Origin of the sequence: Ruegeria meonggei (assembly GCF_900172215.1) — a bacterium.
Lineage (GTDB): Bacteria > Pseudomonadota > Alphaproteobacteria > Rhodobacterales > Rhodobacteraceae > Ruegeria > Ruegeria meonggei.
The window spans coordinates 64,179-86,217 of sequence record NZ_FWFP01000015.1; the positions used below are offsets into that span (position 1 = coordinate 64,179).

Genomic DNA, 22,039 nt, shown 5'->3' on the forward strand with positions numbered 1-22,039 from the left:
TCATCAATTCTGGGTCAGCGCCTGCAATAGCGAATGGATGAGGGAAGGGGAAGGGCCAAGGGGCCGCAGACGGGCTCTGGACAATGAACGGACGCAGCCTAATGTCGCCCCTAAGGCACAGATAGGGGCAAAGAATGGAAAAGTTTGGAAAAAGCCAGCCGGTCAAGCGGACCGAGGATCAGCGCTTTTTGACCGGGCATGGGCGGTACATGGATGATGATATTCCCGACAACGCGCTTTTTGCTGCCTTTTTCCGCAGTTCTGTCGCGCACGGGTGGATTACCGCGCTGGATCTGGACGCCGCGCGCGAGGCCGACGGCGTGCGCTTGGTCATAGCGTTGGACGATCTGGCCAACGCTGGGATCGACACGGTGTTGAATGCTGCCACGGTGTCGAACCGGGATGGCTCGCAAGCAGCCGCGCCGGACCGGCATATGCTGGCGAAGGACCGGGTGCGCTTTGTGGGTGAGCCGGTGGCCGTGGTGATAGCTGAAAGCCTGACTCAGGCCCGCGACGCGGTCGAACTGATCTGGATGGAGATCGACGACTTGCCCGCCAAGATGAGTGTTGATGCGGGCGGAGAGGTGCTGCACCCCGAGGCCCCGGACAATCGCGCCTTTGACTGGGGGTTGGGCGATGAGGCCGCGACCGAAGCGGCGTTTCAATGTGCCGCACATACCGTCTCGTTGAATGTGCACGACAATCGGGTGATCATCGCCTCGATCGAGCCGCGTGGCTGTCAGGCCAGTTGGAACGACGGGCGGCTGCACTTTGCCTATGGCGGGCAGGGGGTTTGGGCGATGCGCGCGCAACTGGCCCAAAAGCTGAAGTTGGAGCCTGAAACCATTCGCGTCACCACACCGGATGTGGGGGGTGGGTTTGGCATGAAGGTGATGCCGTACCCTGAGTATTTTTGTGCGGCCGTTGCTGCGATGAAACTGGGCCAGCCGGTGCACTGGATGTCTGACCGGTCGGAGGCGATGTTGTCGGATCATCATGGCCGCGATTTGACCTCGCTGGCTGAACTGGCTTTTGACGCCAATCACAAGATCACCGCCTATCGCGTCCATAGCAAGGTGAACCTTGGGGCCTATAACAGCCATTTTGGGCAGGCGATTCAAACAGACCTGTTCAGCAAGGTGTTGATGGGCGTCTATGATGTGCAGACCACCTATATGCGGGTCGAGGGGTTCTATACCAACACCACACAGGTTGACGCCTATCGCGGCGCAGGTCGGCCCGAGGCGATCTATGTTCTGGAACGCGTCATTGACCGCGCCGCACGCGAACTGGGTATCGATCCGTGGGAGCTGCGGCGCAACAACTTCATCCAGCCCCAAAACTTCCCCTATCAAACCGCCACTGATGAAACCTATGACGTGGGCGATTTCGATATGGTCCTGTCCCGTGCAGGCGAGCAGACCAAAGGATTTACCGCCCGCAAAGCCGCAGATGCGGAACGTGGTCTGATCCGGGGGCAGGGGCTGTGTTACTATATCGAAAGTATTTTGGGTGACCCTTCCGAGAACGCAAAGGTTACGTTCAGCGAGGATGGCACAGTGACGCTCTATGTCGGCACCCAATCGAACGGACAAGGCCATGAGACGGTGTATGCCCAGTTCCTGTCGGATCAGACCGGGGTTCCGATGGACCGGATCAATATCGTTCAGGGCGACAGCGATCAACTGCCCCATGGCGGCGGAACCGGCGGATCTCGGTCGGTCACGGTGCAAAGCACGGCAACTTTGGCAACGATTGATGTCATGATCGCCGCATTCACGCCCTATCTGGCCGATAAGATGGGGGTCGAGGAAAACGATGTGACATTTGACCATGAAACCTTTCGCGCGTCCGGATCGAACCTGACACCGACCCTGACCGAGGCCGCCGATATGGCGCGCGCTGATGGGCGCAGGGATTTGTTGCAGCATGAGGCACGTGCCAACCTGGATGCCCGTAGCTATCCTAACGGCGCACATGTTGCCGAAGTCGTTATCGATTATTACACCGGCGAGACATGGGTAGACCGCTATACCGTCGTTGATGATTTCGGCAACCTTATCAACCCTATGCTGGCCGAAGGGCAGGTACATGGCGGCGTAGTGCAGGGCATTGGTCAGGCTCTGTCCGAGCGGGTTGTGCATGATGCGCAGGGGCAACTGCTCACGGCTTCGTTGATGGACTACGCCTTGCCCCGTGCAGCTGAGATACCCATGATTAAGTTTACCTCGGTTCCGGTCCCGTCAACCTCCAACCCGATGGGGATGAAAGGATGTGGCGAGGCAGGCACCGTGGGCGCGCTGGCTGCTGTGGCAAATGCGGTTCAGGATGCGCTCTGGGATCACGGGGTGCGGCAGGCAGATATGCCTTTCACACCCCATAAAGTATGGGAATTGTTGAACGATGGGCCTGTCGCGGCTAAGTAGAAAGGTACTGGGATGGCTCGGGCGGCCTTTGCGGTCCGAGCATTCCGCCGAGTCGCGCCACCGCGAACCCATCAGCCATGTCATTATCCTGGACGGGACCATGTCGACGCTGGAACCGGGCCTGGAAACCCATGCAGGTAAAACTCTGCAACTGTGCAATGAAATGGGCAGTAAGGTCTCGGTCTTTTACGAATCCGGAGTGCAGTGGGAAAGCTGGAAGTCGTCGCTGGATGTGATGATGGGGCGCGGCATCAATCGGCAAATCCGTCGGGCCTATGGGTATTTGGCGTCCCGCTACAAGCCAGGCGACCGGATTTACTTTATCGGCTATTCACGCGGCGCTTACGGCGTGCGCAGCCTGGCGGGTGTGATCGACATGATCGGTTTGCTCAAGGCCGAGCATGCCACAGTCCGCAACATCAAACAGGCCTATCGCCATTATGAGTGCAACGCCAATGGTGCCGCCGCCGCCGCCTTTCGAAGCCAGTTTTGCCATGAGGGCGTCGCGATTGAGATGGTCGGCGTCTGGGACACGGTCAAGGCGCTGGGCCTGCGATTGCCACTGCTGTGGCGCTGGGCCGAAGAGCGGCACGCCTTCCACAACCACCAGCTTGGCCCGGCTACCCGCCACGGCTATCATGCCATGGCGCTGGATGAGACCCGCGAAGTGTATGACCCGGTGCTGTGGACCTGTAGGCCTGACTTCAATGGCCATGTCGAGCAGGTTTGGTTCCGTGGAACCCACGGAGATGTTGGCGGTCAGTTGAATGGGTTCGAGGAGGCGCGACCGCTCAGCAATATCTCTTTGATCTGGATGTTGGATAAGGCCGAAATGCACGGTCTGCCGTTGCCCGAGGGCTGGCGCGATCGGTTTCCCACAAGCACCTCGGCGCGCTCGGTTGGGACGTGGCGGGGGTGGGGCAAGATCTTTCTGCTGCGCAAGCATCGCAAGATCGGACGCGACCGGTCCGAGCGCCTGCATGTATCTGTGTCGCCGGATGACCTGCCGGGCTGGGTACCCCTGCCAGGATTGCCGTCACATCCAGCGCAGTAGAATTTCAGATATTAGTCAAAAACCGTGTAATCCTGATCCGCGTAGTGTGCCTTGAACGCCTCAAGGATGTCCTGCAAGATGATGCGACTGGGTGATAGCTCCGGCAGATCGTCCGAAGGGAAAAAACCGGCGCCGCTCGTTTCTAACCCTATTGTGGGGTCCGCGTTGTCGATCTGTCTGCACAGGAAGAACAGTTTGTAAAAATCTTTGGGGTCCTGCGGGTAAGGGTGGCGCGCTTTGTGGCGCACTGCAAACAGCCGTTCGGCGCGGACGTTCAGGCCGGCTTCTTCCAACACCTCGCGTTCGATGTTTTCTGCGGGTGAGCTGCCGATATCAGCAAATCCGCCCGGCATTGCCCATAGCCCGTCGCTGCGTTCACGCACCAGCAGAATGCGACCATCCCGGAAAACAGCCCCGCGAATGTCAAGGCTGGGTGTGGCGTAACCACCCTGATGGTCATGAAACAGCCCTTGGATCTGCGATACAGGTACACCGCCCAGATCGGCCAACATGGCGCGCGCTATCTCAGCGATTTCGTCATAGCGTTCGCGATCAAACGGATCTTTGGTAAAATGCTGGCCCGTCTCGGACAGGGCCAGCAGACGTTTTATCCGAGCCAGCCAGATATCCTCCTGTGCGGTCGAATCCTGGCGCATCGCTCTTACCGGCGACGGTCGCGGCGCGAGCTCATCGGTTGGAACGCGACACCTACATGCGCCTCGCAATAGGGCTTGCCTGCTTCGACCGGCAGGCCGCAGAACCAGAAATCCTCGGTCGCGGGGTCGCCAACGGGCCATTTACAGGTTTTCTCGGTCAGCTCCATCAAAGACAGCTTCTTGGCCTTCTTTTCGATCTCGTTGACCTTGGCCAGCGCCTCGGGGCTGATTTCATTGGCCGAAGGCTGCGGTGGCAGCGGTTGGCCGGCCGGGATGATCTGGCGGCGTGCGGGAATAGCAGGCTTGGCCTCGGCCGTAGGGGCAGGGGTTGGGCGTGCCGGTTCGGTCTTGGGCGCTGGCTTTGGCTTGGCCTCGGCCTTGGGCGCGGGGGCCGGTTTTTCCTTGGGTTCTGATTTTGCCGGGGATGCGCCGGTTGCCCGGTTCGACAGGCCCAGACGGTGCACTTTGCCGATCACCGCGTTGCGGGTCACGCCGCCCAGCTCTTTGGCGATCTGGCTGGCCGACTGGCCTTCGCCCCACATTTTCTTCAGCAGTTCTACGCGCTCGTCAGTCCAGGACATGATTTGCCTTTCAAAAGCGGAAAGCGGCCCCGGATTCGGGCCGCCTTGGGAATTCGTTTCAGCGCCCTATTCTAATCACTGCGGGCCGAGTTACAAGCGGTCTTCGAATCAGGTAAGAGGCAGGGATGCAGAATCTTATGGATCAGGGTGCGCGCCGTTTCGGTGCGGTCAATTGGATGGGTCTTTATACGCTGGCCCAACGCGAAACCCTTCGGTTTATGGCGGTCTGGACACAAACCCTGCTGGCCCCTCTGGCCACGGCGGGATTGTTCCTGTTGATCTTCAATATCGCCATAGGTCCAAGTCGGTCTGATGTGATGGGCGTTTCGTTTCTGACCTTTCTGGCGCCGGGCATAATGATGATGACGGTGATCCAGAACGCGTTTGCTAATACCTCGTCCTCGATCATCATCGCAAAGGTTCAGGGCAATATCGTCGACACACTTATGCCGCCGTTGTCGGCGCTGGAAATTCTGCTGGGATATCTGGCCGGAGGCGTTACGCGTGGTGTCCTGATCGCTTTCGTCGTGGCAACGGCGCTGGCGATCGTGCTGGGGATCGTGCCGCAAAACCCGCTGATCGCGCTGATCTTTGTCATCCTGGGGGGGGCATTCATGGGCGCGTTGGGGTTGTTTGCAGGGATTTATGCAAACAAGTTTGACCAGATGGCGGCGATCACCAATTTCATCGTGACGCCGCTGGCCTTTCTGTCAGGAACTTTCTATTCGGTCGAGGCGCTGCCGCCTGCGCTGAATTACCTGAGCCATGTGAACCCTGTATTCTACCTGATCGACGGATTGCGCTATGGCATGATCGGAGTGTCGGATAGCTCGCCCTGGTTGGGAATGGTGGTTTGCAGCGGAGCAACCTTGCTGGTTGGCACCGGGGCTTGGCAGATGCTGCGGACCGGCTATCGCCTCAAGGCCTGACGGTGCAGTGCCTCGCGCCAGACAAGGATCAATCCGCCCATCAGAATGATCGCTGATCCGATCTGGCTGATGACGTCCGGTGTCACGTCGAAAACGGCAAAGTCGTAAATGGCAGCAAAGATCAGCGTGGCATAACTGATCGGGGCAACGAACGACGCATCAGCCCGCGCCATACCATTGACGAAACAGGTTTGAGCGCAGGCCATCAACATTCCGATCCCGGCCAGTGCCGCCCATTGCTGGGGTGTTGGCATCTGAAACACAAAGCTGACCGCGACCGAGGCGATGGTCAGACCCATCGCGTTGTTGATCAGCAGAATCTGGATCGGAATTTCCCGACCCGAGAGTTTCTTTATGAAAATCAGCTCCATCCCGATCATGGCGGCTGCGGTCAAGGCCAGCAACGCTGCGGGCTGAAAGCTTTCGGGTGTTGGTCGCAGCAGAATCAAGGCCCCAATCAACGCCACACCTGCAGCCAACCAGCGCCACGGGCCAACGCCCTCTTTCAGCAGCGGTATCGCCAGAACCATAGCAAAAACCGGATTCAGGAATGAAATCGCCGTGGCATCCGCAATAGGGATAAAAGCCACCGAGGCGAACATCAGCGTAATTCCGACCCAGCCAAAGCTTGTTCGCCCGATATGTAGCCCCCAATGCGGGCGGCGCAGCTTTGGGCGCAAAATGCCCACCGCACTGGCGATCACCAGAAACGCAAACAGAAACCGCCCGTGGCTGATCTGCATCGGATGCAGCGCTGGGCCCAGGGTATCGGTTCCCAACGCTTTGGCCAGCAGCGTGGTGCCGGCGATAAAGGCGCTGGCGGCGACAATAAGTAGGGCCGCAAGGGGAGGGTTCTGGCGTGCAGGTGTCATGAGCCAGCGGTGCGCCTGCGCGCGGCAAATGGCAAGCGGTAAATGCATCGTTTCAGGGTGAATTTTTCCGGATTGTGATTTTCAGGGTTTTCAGGGCGTTCGCGCCCCGCTATACGGCCTCGCATGATCAAACCTGCACATATCCTGCGTCTCCGACGCCGACGCTTTATCGCGTAACCCGCCGTTTGATCCAATTGCGCTGTCCAAATCTGCGCAATCCCCCCGTAAATCAGTTGACGAACATGGCCCTAGTGTATCACTCACGGGGCTCAACCTATCTGAAAAGGATGATCCGATGATCCCGTCCGTTCTGCCGACCTACAATCGCGCGCCCCTTACCTTTGTAAAAGGTGAAGGCGCATGGCTGACCGAGGCGGATGGCCGACGTTTTCTGGATCTGGGCGCAGGCATCGCGGTAAACGCGCTGGGCCATGCGCATCCTGCACTGGTGGCGGCGCTGACAGAGCAGGCGCATGCGCTGTGGCATGTCTCGAACCTGTACCACATCCCGCAACAGCAGGCGCTGGCTGATAAGCTGGTCGAGCACACCTTTGCTGATACGGTTTTCTTTACGAACTCGGGCACGGAAACCTGCGAGCTGGCCGTGAAAATGGCACGCAAGTATTTCTATGACAAAGATCAACCCGAGCGGGTCGAGATCATCACCTTTGACGGATCCTTTCACGGGCGCTCCTCGGCGGGCATCGCGGCTGCCGGGTCCGAGAAGATGACCAAAGGCTTTGGCCCTTTGCTGCCCGGTTTCGTGCATTTGACCTTCGGAGATCTCGACGGGGTCACCAATGCCATCACCGACAAGACCGCCGCCATTCTAATCGAACCGGTTCAGGGCGAGGGCGGTATCCGCCCGGTTCCGGATGCCGAACTTAAGGCCCTGCGCCAGATCTGCGACGAGCATGGTTTGCTGTTGATCCTGGACGAAGTGCAATGCGGTGTTGGCCGGACCGGAAAGCTGTTTGCCCATGAATGGGCAGGCATTACGCCGGATATCATGATGGTCGCCAAAGGCATCGGCGGGGGCTTCCCGCTGGGTGCCGTGCTTGCCACCGAAAACGCAGCCTCGGGCATGACGGCAGGCACGCACGGGTCCACCTATGGGGGCAATCCGCTGGGTTGTGCCGTAGGCTGTGCGGTGATCGACCAGGTGGCGACGCCGGCTTTTCTGGAAAGCGTCAACCGTAAGGCAGGCCTGTTGCGCCAAAAGCTTGAAGGGTTGATCGCCGAGCATCCCGAGGTCTTTGAACAGGTGCGCGGGTCCGGCCTGATGTTGGGTTTGAAATGCAAGGCGCCCAACATCGACGTGGTCAACGCAGGGTATGATAACGAAGTCATCACCGTACCCGCCGCCGACAATGTCATCCGCCTGTTACCGCCCCTGACCCTGACCGAGGACGATATTGCGCAAGCTGTTATCCGTCTCGACAAGGCTGCGGCCCAGGTCGAAAGCACTCTGGCCACGGCCTGATCTATTCCCCGGGGTGCTGCAGATGCCCCGAATAGCCAAAAGTGAAACAAAATGAACCACTTCCTTGACATCCACAAAACCGACGCGGCCGAGCTGCGGACCATGATCGACCAAGCCAGCGCGATGAAACAGGCCCGGATGGGCCGCCCCAAGGCAGCGCTTGACGAAGATCAGGCACTGGCGGGGCGCATGGTCGCGCTGATCTTTGAAAAACCTTCGACCCGGACGCGGGTGTCCTTTGACGTGGGCGTGCGCCAAATGGGCGGGCAGACCATGGTGTTGTCGGGCAAGGACATGCAGCTGGGCCATGGTGAGACTATTGCCGACACCGCGCGCGTTCTGTCGCGCTATGTCGACATGATCATGATCCGGACTTTTGATGAAACCATCCTGACCGAGATGGCCGAGTACTCGGACGTACCTGTCATCAACGGTCTGACCGATCGCACTCACCCCTGTCAGATCATGGCCGACGTCCTGACCTTTGAAGAGCATCGCGGGCCTATTGCAGGCAAAAAGGTGGTCTGGACCGGTGACGGCAACAATGTCTGCGCCTCATTCCTGCACGCCGCGGGCCAGTTCGGGTTTGATCTGACCTTCACGGGTCCCGCTCAGTTCGACCCCGAAGAAGAGTTCATGGGGTTTGCCCGGAAAAAGGGATCAAAAATCGTGGTTGAGCGTGATCCGTATAAGGCTGTCGAGGGGGCGGATCTTGTGGTTGCGGATACCTGGGTCTCGATGCACGATTCCCAGTCAGCAAAGGAACGGCGACACAATCTGCTGCGTCCCTATCAGGTCAACCCCGAGCTGATGTCACACGCCAAACCGGACGCGCTGTTCATGCACTGCCTGCCCGCACACCGCGAGGAGGAAGCGACATCGGACGTGATGGACGGGCCAAACTCGGTCATTTTTGACGAGGCCGAGAACCGCCTGCATGCACAAAAAGCAGTGATGCGCTGGTGTCTGGGCGCCTAAGCGCGACGCCGAACATCCCATACCCGCAATTTGGCGAGCGTCCCGGCGCTCGCCAATAAGACCAACATGCACAGCGCGGTTTTGGTCATGATTTCCATCGTGCCTTCGATCAGCATCGCATGAACCACGCTGCCCAGGATCGTCACAAGCGCCAGTGTGACATGCCCCAATCGCCACACACGAAACCTCAGCGCAAGGCGGTGCCGCAGCAGGCCCAGAAAGGCAGCTGCAAACACAGCCCACATCGCAACCACGCCCCAGGCTGAAAAGGGTGTGGGGGACATGAATAACAATGCGTCGACAACATCCGGCGGGCTGGTGATCCACAGGCCTACCACGTGGACAAGTACGACCCCGATCAAGGCCATCCCACACCAACGGTGCCAGAGACGGCTTGCCATCGGTGACAACCCCGGCAGCCAACGCCCTGCCAATAGCGGTTGCATCAACAACAGGCACATGCCGACCACGCCCGCAAAGCCTGCTGCGATGTATACCGGCTGGCGCCAGGCCAATAGCGGGCTTGCTGCCGCTGCGATGATCGGCACCAGCAGGGCGGCGATCAGTGCCGCCCAAATGAAAATCGATCGGATCACGGGTGTCAGGCGGGTTGCAGTACGAAATGCGCCGTCAGCGTTTTGTCGCTGGAGCGTGACATGATCGGGCGCAGGAACACAGTTTCAAACGCGCCGCTGTCATAGGCCAGATGGCCGTGCGGTTGACCAAAGGCGGGCACGATTTGTGGCATCTCCAACCGGAACTCTCCGTTGGCATCAGTCAGCGTGGCGCCGTGGCTTTGGGGATCGCGTTCGTGGCCTTCGGTCGTGTGGGCCCATATCTGGATGCGCTGACCGGGCAGGGGGGCACCGTCACCTGCGCGCCGCACAGTTCCGGCCATCCAGAACCCGCCACCACCAATGCGGTCGACCATGGCCGCGCCGGGGCGATAATTGTTGGACCCACCGCGCATCGAAGGCGTCGGCGCAAGCCCGGCCGCGCGCGCTGGTACCATCAGGCCAGAGGCTCCGGCGGCCATAAATGCCCCACCAGTTGCCATCAGGGAACGACGGGTGAAGGGTGCTTTTGTCATGCAACGACCTCCTGCAAAGCGCAATCCACACAGGCCGCAGTGCGGCGGCCTCGACGCAAAGATAGCACGGTTTTGATTGATTCCGAGGAGGTGCGGGCACAGAAATACGCCCCCTCACAGAGCTGTGAGCAACAGGCTAAGCGTTGGGGCGTGCGAATTTCTTTGACGCTGCGCCAGGTGGGGTGCCATCCTCTGGTGACCCATCTGAGAGGTGATACATGGATCAGGCGGATAGCGTCTCAGCGGATGAAATCGCTGCGTTCAAACGGGACGGAGCGGTTGTTCTTCGGTCCAAGTTTTCTTCCGATTGGCTGACCAAGTTGCGCGACGGTATCGATACCGATCTTGCCGACCCGACGGACAATTTCACCCGTCACACAAAAGATCCAAGCGCCCCCGCCTATTTTGAGGATTTCTGGGCATGGAGCAAAATCCCTCAATTCACTGATTTCGTCCACAACTCACCGTGCGCGCCTCTGGCCGCGGGGCTGCTAGGTGCGCCATCGATCAATCTGGTCATGGATAACTGGTTCCTGCGCGAGGCCGGATCGACCTCTCGTCCACCGTTTCATCAGGACCTGTCTTACTTTGATTTCGAAGGAACGATGTGCGTGCTCTGGCTGCCACTGGAACCAGTCAGCAAGGACAACGGCATCGCTTTCGTCAAGGGCTCTCACCTATGGGACAAGCTGTTCATGCGTGTGCGCTTTGCCGACGGGCATCCAAGTTTCGAACCGACCGAGGTTGCAGGCCAAACCTATCATCCGCCACCTGACATCAACGCCGACCCCGATGCCTATGAGTTGTTGCAATGGGATATGGAGCTGGGGGACTGCATCTTTTTCGATATGCGGACCCTGCATGGCGGATTGTCGTCCACCACGCCGACCGAAACCGTGCGCCGCTTTACACTTAGGATGACCGCGCCGGATGGGGTTATCCGGTATCGCGGGGATTGGGCCAAGGATGAGCGGGCGCAATTTGAAGCCGAAGGCTATTGTGAAGGCGACCGATTGGACGGCGCTTTTTTCCCTCGGCTGTGGCCGCGCAAGGATGTTGCAGGGCAACGTTAATGAGGCAGCATATCGCAAAGCTCGCACATATTGTGTGTGGCGATGCGAATGGAATTGCGTGGGCTTGGCCTATATCCTGCAGAAGTGAACGTTAGTCGTCAGATTGCAGGAGAGCGGAAATGAGCTGGAACCCCACTCACAACCCTGAATGCGTTTCCGAAAGCTCGGCGCTAGAGACATTGATCATCCCTCGCGCTCGGGATCTGGGCGGGTTTGAGGTGCGCCGGGCGCTGCCCTCGGTCAAGCGTCAGCTTGTTGGGCCGTTCATCTTTTTCGATCAGATGGGCCCGGCCGAGTTTATCACCGATGGCGGCATTGACGTCCGACCCCACCCCCATATCGGCCTTGGCACCGTGACCTATCTGTACCAGGGAGAGTTCGAGCACCGCGACAGTCTGGGCACCCATCAGATGATTTATCCCGGCGAGGTGAACTGGATGGTCGCCGGGCGCGGCGTGACCCATTCCGAACGGACCAGCGCAGATACGCGCGGCACCAAACACAGCCTGTTCGGCATTCAGACCTGGATCGCACTGCCTGAAGCGCATGAAGACATGGCGCCGGATTTCGAACACCACAAGCAGGGCGCGCTGCCGCATATTCAGGATGCAGGCGTCAGTGCCCGCCTGATCCTCGGTTCGGCCTATGGCGAGACCAGCCCGGTGACGCTGTTGTCAGAGACCTTTTATCTGGATGTTCAGCTTGACCCCGGCGCATCTTTCCCACTGCCTGATGATCATGAAGATCGTGGCGTTTACGTCACGCAAGGCCAGGTTGAGATTGCGGGGGATATATTCCAAGAGGGGCGCATGATGGTGTTTCGCCCCAGAGACCAACTTTCGGTGACAGCGGGACCATTGGGCGCGCGACTGATGCTGCTGGGCGGCGCGACGCTGAACGAAGATCGCTATATCTGGTGGAACTTTGTATCGTCTTCGAAAGAAAAGATTGAAGCTGCCACGCGGGAGTGGAAAGCCGCAGATTGGGCCAACGGAGCCTTCCATTTACCTCCGGGGGACGATCGGGAATTCATCCCAATCTCGGAAGAGTTAGAGCGCACCCGCCCCAGACGAGCCCGCTGACCAAGCGTCACAGGACCTTGCCTGTGCCCCCGATCCCGGCAATCCTTTGGTCGCAAGGGAGATGCCATGAAGATCGTGATCGCAGGTGCAGGCAGTATCGGGTGTTATTGCGGCGCTTTGCTGGCGGATGCAGGGCATGATGTAACCCTGCTGGGTCGTGCGCGCGTCTTGGATTCGGTCCGCGCGCAGGGGCTGACGGTCACTGATTTTTCAGGCCTTCACCGCCACTTTTCGGCGGACGCTTTGACACTGGCCGAGGACCCTGCTTGCCTGAGCCAAGCCGAACTGGTCATCGTAACCGTCAAGTCGGGCGCAACGCGGGATATGGCAGACGCCATCGCCCAATTTGCGCCACCTTCCATTCCGGTGCTGTCGTGGCAGAACGGTATGGAGAACGCCCGAATTCTGCGTGCCGCATTGTCGGATCACGACGTTCGGGCGGGAATGGTGCCGTTTAACGTAGTGCCCTCGGAACCGGCCGCTTTTCACCGCGCCACGTCCGGAGAGGTTGTCATTCAGGGCGGGCCAGGTGCGCTGGGCCAGCGCCTCAGCAGCTCTGACCTGCCTGTTGTTGAAAGCGATGACATGGACGCCGTTCAATGGGGCAAGTTGGTGATCAACCTCAACAACGCGTTGAATGCGCTGTCGGGCCTGACACTGAAAGATCAGTTGCTGAACCGCGATTGGCGGCGCCTGATGGCCGATCAGATGGATGAGGCTCTGACCGTTTTGAAGGCGGCCGGACATTCTGTTGCCTCAACCACGCCGCTGCCTGCCTGGATGACGCCGCATATCCTGCGCCTGCCGACGCCTTTGTTTACCAGGATAGCGGCACGGATGCTGACCATTGATCCAAGCGCCCGTACGTCGATGGCCTATGATCTGATGGCGGGCCGTCCGACCGAGATCGACAGCCTGCAGGGCGAGATCATTCGACTGGGTGCACAGTCTGGCGTGCCGACGCCGATATGTGCCAGGGTTCGTGCACTGGTAGAAAAGGCCCCCAAAACTGCCCTATCGCCAGCCAAGATCAGGCTGCGACGGCCTACTGAAAAGCCGTCAAAATCCAGAAAATCACCGCTGACATAGTGGCAGCAGCAGGGACCGTTATGATCCAGGCCGCTACGATTGTCATGAAATGCGACCGGCGCACCAATTTGCGCCGCTGACGCTCTTCACGGGGCAGGCGGCGTTCAGCGGGGCGTTGACGGTTTGACTGTTTCCAACGGCGGTCCGAGTGCCACTCACGGTAAAACCCTACGCCAAAGACAGCGCCCACTGCTATGTGGGTCGAACTGACCGGAAGGCCCAGCCAGCTTGCGACAATCACTGTAATCGCCGCAGAAAGCGCCACGCAGAACGCGCGCATCGGGTTCAGTTTGGTGATCTGGCTGCCCACCATTCGGATCAACTTTGGCCCGAAAAGGAACAGCCCAAAGGAAATCCCAAAGGCTCCGATCACCATGACCCAGGTCGGGATCGACACTTTTGAGGCGAAGTCACCAAACTCGGCCGCATGCACAATTGCCGCCAGCGGACCAACCGCATTGGCCACGTCATTGGCGCCATGGGCAAAGCTGAGGAATGTCGCGGAAATGACCAGAGGCAGGCCGAATAGTGTTTTCAGTGATTTGGTGCGGTTCTCAAGCCCTTCGGACTTGCGACGAACCCAGGGCACCGTCGCGGACCAGACTAGCAGACCCGATGCCAGGCCGATCAACAGAGCTATCTCTAGATCAATCTTTACGATCCGCTTCAGTCCCTTAACAGAAAGATACGTCGCAAACGCGCCTGCCATTACGGCAACGAGGATCGGAACCCAGTGCCGTGCGGCGGCAATTTTGTCGTCCTGATACTGGATTTTGTGTTTGATCAGCGCCAAAAACCCGGCGGCGATCACGCCGCCCAAGAAGGGCGAGATGACCCAGCTGGCGGCAATTGCGCTCATCGTGCCCCAGCTGACGGCGCTCAACCCTGCCGCGGCGATGCCTGCGCCCATTACGCCCCCAACGACTGAATGCGTCGTGGATACCGGTGCACCGACCCATGTGGCCAGGTTGACCCACATCGCTGAGGAAATCAGCGCCGCCATCATCGCCCAGATAAATACGTTGCTGTTCTGGACCGAAGCGGGGTCGATGATCCCTTTGGATATGGTCGACACCACATCGCCACCCGCCAGCAATGCCCCTGCGCTTTCGGCGATGGCGGCAATGACGATGGCCCCGCCCATGGTCAGCGCGTTGGCCCCAACGGCCGGGCCCATGTTGTTGGCTACGTCATTGGCACCGATATTGACTGCCATATAGGCACCAAAGGCTGCTGCTGCGGCAACGATCAGCCCACCATCCGCCCGCCCAAAGAAGATCGCGGCAGACAACCCGGCCAGCACGATAAACGCCAGCGCTATTCCGGGTGCAAGCAGGGGGCGTGCCACGTGGACATTTGCGTTTTCAAGCCGCGAAATGCGGTGCAGATCGCTGTCGAGCGCTTGCCAGCGGTTTTTGGTGTTCAAGTCAGACATCAGATTACACAGGGTTCATGGATTTGACGCCCGCCGCTATCCGGTTTGCACCTAACGGGCAACCGCTCTGTCATCAAAATTTCGTAAATCTGCTACATTTGGAGCAGTAAGTCACGTAACTCGGGTTCCCGAACCTGTTTTGCCGCGTCTTTCGGCAAAAACCAATGCCGCTCGCGTTGCCCAACCTCGGGGTAGGTGTCGGCAAGTTCTTTCACGTCGATACGGAATACGCTGGTGCGCACCGGCATGGCGGACCCGTCATCGAGTATTTTGTCATAGGTGAAATATCCGACAGGCTTGCGGTTCAGATGATCTGCGTGAACGCCAGCCTCTTCCCACGCTTCTAGCCGCGCGGTTTCCGCGCCATCGGTGTTGTCCATAGGCCAGCCTTTGGGGATGATCCAACGCCCGGTGTCGCGGCTGGTAATCAGCAAAACCTCTTCGCCGCGTTCTGAATTGCGCACGCACAGAGCTGCAAACTGCACCCGTTGGGGGCGCAGGAAAAGCGGTCGGGCGACCTCTTCCCATACGTTTCGTAGCCATTTTCTCATGTCTTGTTCACTTGTGCGCGCGTTACTTCAAAGAAGACGTGACATAACAACGTAACGCAACTTGTTCAATGATCCTGTCTGTATTTGCATGTTGTGCGCTCTCCGTCGTTTTAGTTGGAGCGGACTATTTGGCCAAAATACTGAACAAAGGGTCAATGGAGGGTTAATTCCGCCGTTTGGCCCGCAGAGTCGGATCGGCCTGTGTCGGATCTTCGGGCCAAGGATGCTTGGGATATTGCGCACGCATGTCTTTGCGAACGTCGGCATAAGACCCGGCCCAGAACCCGGGCAAATCGCGTGTAATCTGGATGGGGCGCTGGGCAGGGGACAGCAGTGTAATTTTCAGTGCCTCGCCACCAATGACCGGATGGCGACTAACGCCGAACATCTCTTGCAAACGGACCGAGATTTCGGGCACCGCGCCGCTATAGTCAATCGGCACTTTGCGCCCCAGCGGGGTCACGAATGCACCGGGTGCACGGCGGTCCAACTCTTGTGTCTGGGACCAGTTCAGGCGTGCCCGAAGCGCGGGCAGCAGGTCAAAGCGTTTCCAGTCATCTGCGTTGCGCACGCCTGAGAGCATGGGCAGCAGCCAATCCTCCAGCGTCTTAGTCAAACCGTCCACCGAGAAATTCGGCAGGTCGGCGCCTTCTGCCCGGACCAGCTCGACCCGGGCCGCCAGACGTGCGGAGGCCCCGTCCAGCCGCAGGCCCAGATCGCGCACCCCGTCCAACATGGCCTGCGCAACGGCATCTTCGGGCACGTCCTTCCAGATGCGGTCTTCCAGAGTGATCGCTCCGAACCTCTCTTGACGCCGGGCCACAACGCGCCGGTCCCGTTTCGACCAGCTGCAGGTCTCGGTCCAGTTGATCTGATCTGCAAACAGATCGCGGATTTCGTGTTCAGAGATTTGCGCGGCCATCCTGACGCGCGCCTCACGCGGGTTTCCGTCTGTGTCCGTGACCACCAGAAAAGGCGCAGCGGCCAGCGTGTCGCTGCTGTCCAGAACAACCCCTTTGCCACCCGACAGAACATAACGCGGCACATCGCCCTTGCGGCGTTGACCGACGCGGTCGGGGTAGGCGAAGGCGGCCATGGCAGCAGGGCTCAGGTCATTGGTCTTGCCTTGTTTTCGCAAGCGCTTTGTTTCAGCTTTGATCCGGTCCAAGGCACTGGTATTCACCTGCCACACCCGGTTTTGCTGAAATCTGCGCAGATCGCGCAATGCTTCAAGCCGCAGCAGCACGTCCGCCGGAGCTCCCCTCAGCGGGTCACGCTCGGCCATCAGCGCCGCCAGGGGTGCCGCGTCTGGTCCGGCCTGCACCAGCATATGACCCAGACGCGGATGCAACGGCAGTGCAACCAGCGCGCGGCCATGGTCGGTCATTCTGCGATTGCTGTCCAACGCGCCGAGCATCGTCAGCAAAGACCGTGCTTCGGCCATCGTGCCCTCGGGCGGGGGGGTTAGAAACGCCAGATCACCGGGCTCGGCCCCCCAAAGTGCCAGTTCCAGCGCCAGCCCGGTCAGGTCCGCAGCCTCGATTTCCGCAGGCGGATAGGCAGCCAATGCGCCTTCTTCGCCCTTGGCCCACAATCGATAGCATATACCTTCGGCCACGCGGCCGGCGCGACCCGCGCGCTGGGTTGCCTCGGCGCGGGTGACCCGTTCGGTGACCAGCCGCGACATGCCCGAACCCGGATCGAACCGCGCCCGCCTGGCCTGCCCCATATCTACGACAACGCGAATATCGGGGATGGTCAGCGAGGTTTCGGCAATCGATGTGGCCAGAACCACTTTGCGCCCGGTATCAGCCGGCGCAATTGCGGCGCGCTGGGCGGCGAAGGGCATCGCGCCGAATAATGGGCGCACCGCACATCGGTCAGGCAGTCGTTTGGACAAAGCAGCCTCGGCGCGCCGGATCTCACCCTCACCAGGCAGGAACACCAGCATGCCACCTTGGGTATCTCGTTCAGCTTGAACCACCAGATCGATCAGCGCGTCCAGACGCCGGGCCTGCGCACCCAAAGGTCGGTCCAACCAGCGGGTTTCAACCGCAAAGCTGCGCCCTTCCGAGGTGATCAGAGGCGCGCCCATCAGGCGGCTGACCGGATCAGCATCCAGCGTTGCAGACATGGCCAGCAGGATCAGATCATCCCGGAGCGCGCCGGTGACCTCAAGACAAAGCGCCAATCCCAGATCGGCGTTCAAAGAGCGTTCGTGGAATTCGTCGAAAATCACCGCGCCAACGCCGGGCAGGTCGGGTTCTGATTGCAGCATCCGGGTCAGGATGCCCTCGGTTACAACCTCGATCCGGGTTGACTTGGACACCTTCGCCTCACCCCGCACCCGGTAACCCACGGTTTCGCCAACGTGTTGTCCCAGCGTCTGGGCCATGCGTTCGGCTGCCGCGCGCGCGGCCAGACGTCGGGGTTCCAGCACTATGATCTTGCCGTCGCACAGGCCTGCTTCGAGCATCGCCAGAGGCACCCGCGTGGTCTTACCCGCACCCGGTGGAGCCTGCAAAACGGCCCGACCCGATCCCCGAAGGGCTGCAAGCAGATCGGGAATGGCGTCGTCGATGGGTAAGTGCGTAGTCATTCAGGCTTTATCCGCCAAGACCTGACCGAGGTCCAGTTCCGACGCGCTTTGGCTTACCCTTGCGCGCTTGGGTCTGGACAAACGCCGTACCGCGCCTTCATCTAGGGCGAAATTCAGATGAGGGGCCGCGCATGAACACCGCTGAGCTGGGCGACAGGATTTTGAACGGGGACCGGCGTGCGCTGGCCCGGGCGATTACGCTGGTTGAAAGCGGTCGTTCTGATCATCGGTCGCAAGCGAGCGATCTTCTGGCCCATGTCGGCAAATCCGGGCGGCAATCGCTGCGTGTCGGCCTGTCGGGCACGCCGGGGGTGGGTAAATCCACCTTTATTGAGAGCTTTGGCATGATGCTGACTGCGCAGGGGCTGCGGGTTGCGGTTCTGGCGGTTGATCCCAGTTCAGCCAGGTCGGGCGGTTCCATTCTAGGGGACAAGACGCGGATGGAGCGGCTGAGTCGCGACAGAAACGCGTTTATCCGCCCATCCCCCAGCCAGACGCATTTGGGTGGTGTCGCCCGCCGTACCCGTGAAGCGATTGCGCTATGTGAGGCCGCCGGGTTCGACGTGGTGCTGATCGAAACCGTCGGCGTCGGGCAATCCGAAACCGTAGTGTCCGAGATGTCGGACCTGTTTCTGTTACTGCTGGCCCCGGCCGGTGGTGATGAATTGCAGGGTGTCAAACGCGGCATCATGGAAATGGCCGACATGATTCTGGTGAACAAGGCGGATGGCGATCTGAAAGCCACCGCCACGCGTACCTGCGCCGATTATGCCGGTGCGCTGCGCCTGTTGCGCAAACGCCCTCAGGATCCGGAAGGGTTTCCAAAGGCGATGACAGTCTCGGCCGTTGAAGAACACGGTTTGGAAGAGGCCTGGGGGCAAATGCAATCACTGAGCCAATCGCGCCGGGACAGTGGTTATTGGAACGCAAACCGGTCGGCACAAGCGCAATACTGGTTCGAGCAAGAGGTCCGCGCTGCGCTACTGGCCCGCCTCGCAACATCCCAGGCCCGGTCCGAGATGGAACGCTTGGGCGAAGAAGTGCGCAAGGGAAATCTGAGCCCCTCTGCCGCGGCGGACACTATGTTGGACACTCTGGTCGCCGGATAGGCAAATACACTGCGGTGTGGCGGCCCGTCATTCGGTCATCGGAAATCATGGACTGTCCGACCTTGCTTTTGATGGTATGCTGAAAAGGCAGACACGCAGGGGTTGTTCGAATGCCCAATATCAATGGGACAAATAACAACGACAACATTGATGTCACAAACAATAGCGGCACCCTTAATGGGGCGCCGCAGGGCTCACCCATCGATAACATCCGGGGCCGGGGCGGCGATGACGATATAAATGTCACCGACAGCACCGTCATTGGCAATGTGGTCGGTAATGCTGGAACGGACACTATCACCATCTCCGGCAGCACCGTCGGCGGGCGGGTAGCGAGCGGGTCAGATGCTGATGTTTTGGATATCAGCGGCTCGACCATCGGGGCCATTCGACTGGGCGGCGGCAACGACACCCTGAATTTCAGCAGCACGTCGGTCGGTCAGGATATCCGCGGCGGTGGCGGCACGGATACGCTGAACCTGCCATCCGGTACGGTCGTGAACGACAGTATTTTTGGTACCTTCACGGTTTCGGACGGGGTTGGATATTCCGTCTCCAACGGGACGTTCACCTTACCGTCTGGTATCACGGTGACCTATTCGGCATTCGAAAACGGCTCGGGCGTTCCCTGTTTTACCCGAGATACCAGCATCCTGTCGAAAATCGGAGCACGCCCTATTCAGAGCTTGCGGGCAGGTGACCTGATCGCAACCATGAGCCATGGGATGCAACCCGTACGCTGGATCGGTCGACGCCGGTTTGATCGCACTGCGCTGGAGGGCAATGCCCGGCTGTTGCCAGTGCGAATATTGGCCGGCGCGTTGGGGAGTGGAATGCCGCAGCGCGACCTTCTTGTGTCGCGGCAGCACAGGATGCTGGTGCAGTCCAGGATCGCCGAGAGGATGTTTGGTACAACTCAGGTGCTGATCCCGGCCATCAAGCTGACCGTCCTGCCCGGGATTTACGTCGACGATTCCGTGTCAGAGGTCGAGTATTTTCACCTGCTTTTTGATCGCCATCAGGTGATTTTTGCCGAGAAAGCCCCGACAGAAAGCCTGTTCACCGGCATCGAGGCGTTAAAGTCGGTGGGGCCAGAGGCGCGGCGCGAGATCTTTGAGATTTTCCCGGAACTGGCCGAGAATACGCCCGCGCATGAACCCGCAAGATTGATTCCGGCGGGGCGTCAACAGGCCCGCCTGCTTGAACGGCACCGCAGGAATAACAAGCCCTTGTTGCAGGTCCAGACCGGCAGCGTTTCAGCGCAGCATCTTTCGCACAAAGATTTCCGTTGATCCGTCTTGACCCTTCCGGTGATTCCCACTAAACGCATCCAACCAGTTTTCGGGCGCGACTTCGGGTTGTGCCCCTTGTGATTTGGCCGAGGGCGATATGCCTGGCCTCCAGAAACAAAGGAAGAAACCATGTCGCGCCGTTGCGAACTGACCGGAAAAGGCCCGATGACTGGCAACAATGTCAGCCACGCCAAAAACAGAACTCGTCGTCGGTTCCTGCCGAATCTGAACGACGTCACCCTGCAATCGGAAACCCTGGGTCGTGGCGTCAAGCTGCGCATCTCGGCGGCTGCCCTGCGCTCGGTTGATCATCGCGGTGGTCTGGACGCGTTCCTGGCAAAAGCCAAGGACGACGAACTTTCCGCTGCCGCACTGAAAGTAAAAAAAGAAATCGCCAAGGCTCAAGCCGCGGCCTAAGTCCTTACTTTCAGATTTGAATTCGACCCTGTACCCTTTGGTGCAGGGTCTTTTCATTTGTGGACTGTTCCCAGAGCGGAAATAAATTTGCGACAAAGGTGAAATTGTTCACATACGCTGCGCTTCGACTGCCATATGTTTGTTCATATTCATCTGGCGGAGTTCAGTCTCATGTCTTTCAAATCATCTGGTTTTCTCTCCCTGTTGGCTGCTTTTTTTGGCAAAACTTTTGGGGCATGCGTTCGAATGCAACGCCAGGTTAACAGGTTGCATACCAGCCTGACCAAAGGGTCCGTCAAACGTCCTGAACTGGACAGTTGACACATATCTCCTGACCCCGGGCTTCGGGCGTTTTCGATTGCGCTTGAAGCCCGCTTTATGTCCGGCCTATACCGACGCCAGGATGAAACCCGTTCTAAACAGAATTCTACCATTGGTGCTGTCTCTGCTGGTTGTTTTGACCGGACAGGGGGTGGCCGCGTCGCGCGGAATGGACCGAGCGGTGGGTCATATGGTGCTGTGCACAGGTACCGGGCCAGTGGTTGTTTACGTGGATGCCGAAGGGCAGCCGACACAGGCCCCCCATTTCTGCCCCGACTATGCGCTGACATTGCTGGGCGCGATTGCGTTGGCAGACCCGGTATTGCCCACAGCGCCAGAACACACGCATCCGGCCCCTTTACGTGGGGCAGGCAGTCTTATTGCATTGCCGCTTCCGTTCAGGCCGGCGCGGGCACCTCCGGTGATGATCTGATCCGTTTTTATACTTTTCAGACACTTGAATACAGGAGAGGTGCTATGTCCCTCACATCCAAACTGCTTGCTTCCCTTACAGCTGCAACTCTGGCCACTGCTGCTTTTGCACAGGATACAATAACCATCGAAGACGCTTATGCCCGGTCGTCCGGCAAAACTGCCAAGGCGGGGGCTGCATTCATGATGATTCAGAACTCTGGTGATGCTGACGATCGCCTGATCAGTGTCGAATCCGATGCAGCGGCCCGGGTCGAGCTTCATACCCATGTGATCGACGCCAACGGCGTGGCCAAGATGATGGAAGTTGAGGAAGGCTTTGTCATTCCTGCCGGGGACATGCACATGCTGAAACGTGGTGGAGACCATGTGATGTTCATGGGGCTGACCGGCCCGTTTGAGCAGGGCGCGACTGTTCCTGTCACGCTGGTGTTCGAGAATGCTGGTGAAGTAGTGGTGGAAGTTCCGGTTGATCTGGAGCGGAAAGACGCAGGTGGTCACGGGTCACATTCGAACTGATCTACGTCTGTTTTCGGGCCCCTTCGCGGCCGTCATCCATCCGTCAGGCCG

At 59.3% G+C, this 22,039-nt stretch carries 21 protein-coding genes; 13 read left to right on the forward strand and 8 right to left on the reverse strand.

Features of this window, described 5'->3' with window-relative positions; all coding sequences use genetic code 11:
• Positions 1-134: 134 nt before the first annotated feature.
• Both RUM8411_RS20345 and RUM8411_RS20350 read left to right on the forward strand, forming a co-directional pair.
• Positions 135-2,426 (forward strand): xanthine dehydrogenase family protein molybdopterin-binding subunit, encoded by a 2,292-nt coding sequence (locus RUM8411_RS20345; RefSeq protein ID WP_085824563.1) that lies wholly within the window; start codon positions 135-137, stop codon positions 2,424-2,426.
• Positions 2,404-3,480 (forward strand): T6SS phospholipase effector Tle1-like catalytic domain-containing protein, encoded by a 1,077-nt coding sequence (locus tag RUM8411_RS20350; protein ID WP_085824564.1) that lies wholly within the window; start codon positions 2,404-2,406, stop codon positions 3,478-3,480. Before RUM8411_RS20345 ends, RUM8411_RS20350 begins: the two co-directional genes overlap by 23 nt.
• A gap of 11 nt (positions 3,481-3,491) precedes the next feature.
• Here the strand turns inward: RUM8411_RS20350 and RUM8411_RS20355 are convergent, their stop codons facing one another.
• Positions 3,492-4,136 carry an NUDIX hydrolase gene (locus tag RUM8411_RS20355; RefSeq protein ID WP_085824565.1) on the reverse strand — a complete coding sequence of 215 codons (645 nt, stop codon included), beginning with the start codon at positions 4,134-4,136 and terminating at the stop codon, positions 3,492-3,494.
• A 5-nt stretch (positions 4,137-4,141) separates the two neighbouring features.
• The gene (locus tag RUM8411_RS20360) at positions 4,142-4,717 is read right to left on the reverse strand and encodes a GcrA family cell cycle regulator (RefSeq protein WP_085824566.1); all 576 of its coding nucleotides are present in this window, start codon (positions 4,715-4,717) and stop codon (positions 4,142-4,144) included.
• 125 nt (positions 4,718-4,842) lie between these two features.
• Between RUM8411_RS20360 and RUM8411_RS20365 the strand changes: the two genes are divergently transcribed.
• The gene (locus RUM8411_RS20365; protein WP_085824567.1) at positions 4,843-5,646 is read left to right on the forward strand and encodes an ABC transporter permease; all 804 of its coding nucleotides are present in this window, start codon (positions 4,843-4,845) and stop codon (positions 5,644-5,646) included.
• Here RUM8411_RS20365 and RUM8411_RS20370 read toward each other — a convergent pair.
• Entirely contained in the window at positions 5,628-6,518 is an 891-nt protein-coding gene (locus RUM8411_RS20370) for a DMT family transporter (RefSeq protein ID WP_085824629.1), read from the reverse strand. The genes RUM8411_RS20365 and RUM8411_RS20370 overlap by 19 nt on opposite strands.
• Before the next feature lie 295 nt (positions 6,519-6,813).
• Here RUM8411_RS20370 and RUM8411_RS20375 point away from each other — a divergent pair, with 295 nt between their 5' ends.
• Both RUM8411_RS20375 and argF read left to right on the forward strand, forming a co-directional pair.
• Positions 6,814-8,001, forward strand: a complete 1,188-nt coding sequence (locus RUM8411_RS20375) for an aspartate aminotransferase family protein (protein ID WP_085824568.1) — start codon at positions 6,814-6,816, stop codon at positions 7,999-8,001.
• A 51-nt stretch (positions 8,002-8,052) separates the two neighbouring features.
• Positions 8,053-8,979, forward strand: coding sequence for an ornithine carbamoyltransferase (gene argF, locus RUM8411_RS20380; protein WP_085824569.1), 927 nt, complete (start codon positions 8,053-8,055; stop codon positions 8,977-8,979).
• Here argF and RUM8411_RS20385 read toward each other — a convergent pair.
• Both RUM8411_RS20385 and RUM8411_RS20390 read right to left on the reverse strand, forming a co-directional pair.
• Entirely contained in the window at positions 8,976-9,572 is a 597-nt protein-coding gene (locus tag RUM8411_RS20385; protein ID WP_370738047.1) for a ferric reductase-like transmembrane domain-containing protein, read from the reverse strand. The two genes, argF and RUM8411_RS20385, sit on opposite strands and share 4 nt — an antisense overlap.
• 8 nt (positions 9,573-9,580) lie before the next feature.
• On the reverse strand, positions 9,581-10,069 hold the full coding sequence (locus RUM8411_RS20390) for a peptidase associated/transthyretin-like domain-containing protein (protein ID WP_085824571.1): 489 nt from the start codon (positions 10,067-10,069) through the stop codon (positions 9,581-9,583).
• 218 nt (positions 10,070-10,287) lie between these two features.
• Here RUM8411_RS20390 and RUM8411_RS20395 point away from each other — a divergent pair, with 218 nt between their 5' ends.
• From RUM8411_RS20395 to RUM8411_RS20405, 3 genes are all read left to right on the forward strand, one after another.
• Positions 10,288-11,142, forward strand: coding sequence for a phytanoyl-CoA dioxygenase family protein (locus RUM8411_RS20395; RefSeq protein ID WP_085824572.1), 855 nt, complete (start codon positions 10,288-10,290; stop codon positions 11,140-11,142).
• A 119-nt stretch (positions 11,143-11,261) separates the two neighbouring features.
• Positions 11,262-12,224 carry a pirin family protein gene (locus RUM8411_RS20400; protein ID WP_085824573.1) on the forward strand — a complete coding sequence of 321 codons (963 nt, stop codon included), beginning with the start codon at positions 11,262-11,264 and terminating at the stop codon, positions 12,222-12,224.
• Positions 12,225-12,290: 66 nt separating this feature from the next.
• The gene (locus tag RUM8411_RS20405; protein WP_085824574.1) at positions 12,291-13,313 is read left to right on the forward strand and encodes a 2-dehydropantoate 2-reductase; all 1,023 of its coding nucleotides are present in this window, start codon (positions 12,291-12,293) and stop codon (positions 13,311-13,313) included.
• Here the strand turns inward: RUM8411_RS20405 and RUM8411_RS20410 are convergent.
• The 3 genes from RUM8411_RS20410 to hrpB all read right to left on the reverse strand — a co-directional run bounded on the left by RUM8411_RS20410 (position 13,270) and on the right by hrpB (position 17,898).
• Positions 13,270-14,748 (reverse strand): inorganic phosphate transporter, encoded by a 1,479-nt coding sequence (locus RUM8411_RS20410; protein ID WP_085824575.1) that lies wholly within the window; start codon positions 14,746-14,748, stop codon positions 13,270-13,272. The genes RUM8411_RS20405 and RUM8411_RS20410 overlap by 44 nt on opposite strands.
• A gap of 92 nt (positions 14,749-14,840) precedes the next feature.
• Positions 14,841-15,299, reverse strand: coding sequence for an NUDIX hydrolase (locus RUM8411_RS20415; RefSeq protein ID WP_085824576.1), 459 nt, complete (start codon positions 15,297-15,299; stop codon positions 14,841-14,843).
• 163 nt (positions 15,300-15,462) lie between these two features.
• A complete protein-coding gene (gene hrpB, locus RUM8411_RS20420) occupies positions 15,463-17,898 on the reverse strand; it encodes an ATP-dependent helicase HrpB (RefSeq protein WP_085824577.1) in 2,436 nt (811 codons plus the stop codon).
• A gap of 131 nt (positions 17,899-18,029) precedes the next feature.
• Between hrpB and meaB the strand changes: the two genes are divergently transcribed.
• The 5 genes from meaB to RUM8411_RS20450 all read left to right on the forward strand — a co-directional run bounded on the left by meaB (position 18,030) and on the right by RUM8411_RS20450 (position 21,988).
• A complete protein-coding gene (gene meaB, locus RUM8411_RS20425) occupies positions 18,030-19,007 on the forward strand; it encodes a methylmalonyl Co-A mutase-associated GTPase MeaB (protein WP_085824578.1) in 978 nt (325 codons plus the stop codon).
• Between the two features lie 110 nt (positions 19,008-19,117).
• Entirely contained in the window at positions 19,118-20,299 is a 1,182-nt protein-coding gene (locus tag RUM8411_RS20430; protein ID WP_085824579.1) for a Hint domain-containing protein, read from the forward strand.
• 129 nt (positions 20,300-20,428) lie between these two features.
• On the forward strand, positions 20,429-20,716 hold the full coding sequence (gene rpmB / locus RUM8411_RS20435) for a 50S ribosomal protein L28 (protein WP_085824580.1): 288 nt from the start codon (positions 20,429-20,431) through the stop codon (positions 20,714-20,716).
• Positions 20,717-21,119: 403 nt separating this feature from the next.
• Positions 21,120-21,470 carry a hypothetical protein gene (locus tag RUM8411_RS20445; RefSeq protein WP_085824582.1) on the forward strand — a complete coding sequence of 117 codons (351 nt, stop codon included), beginning with the start codon at positions 21,120-21,122 and terminating at the stop codon, positions 21,468-21,470.
• Between the two features lie 44 nt (positions 21,471-21,514).
• Positions 21,515-21,988, forward strand: coding sequence for a copper chaperone PCu(A)C (locus RUM8411_RS20450; protein ID WP_085824583.1), 474 nt, complete (start codon positions 21,515-21,517; stop codon positions 21,986-21,988).
• Positions 21,989-22,039 lie beyond the last annotated feature (51 nt).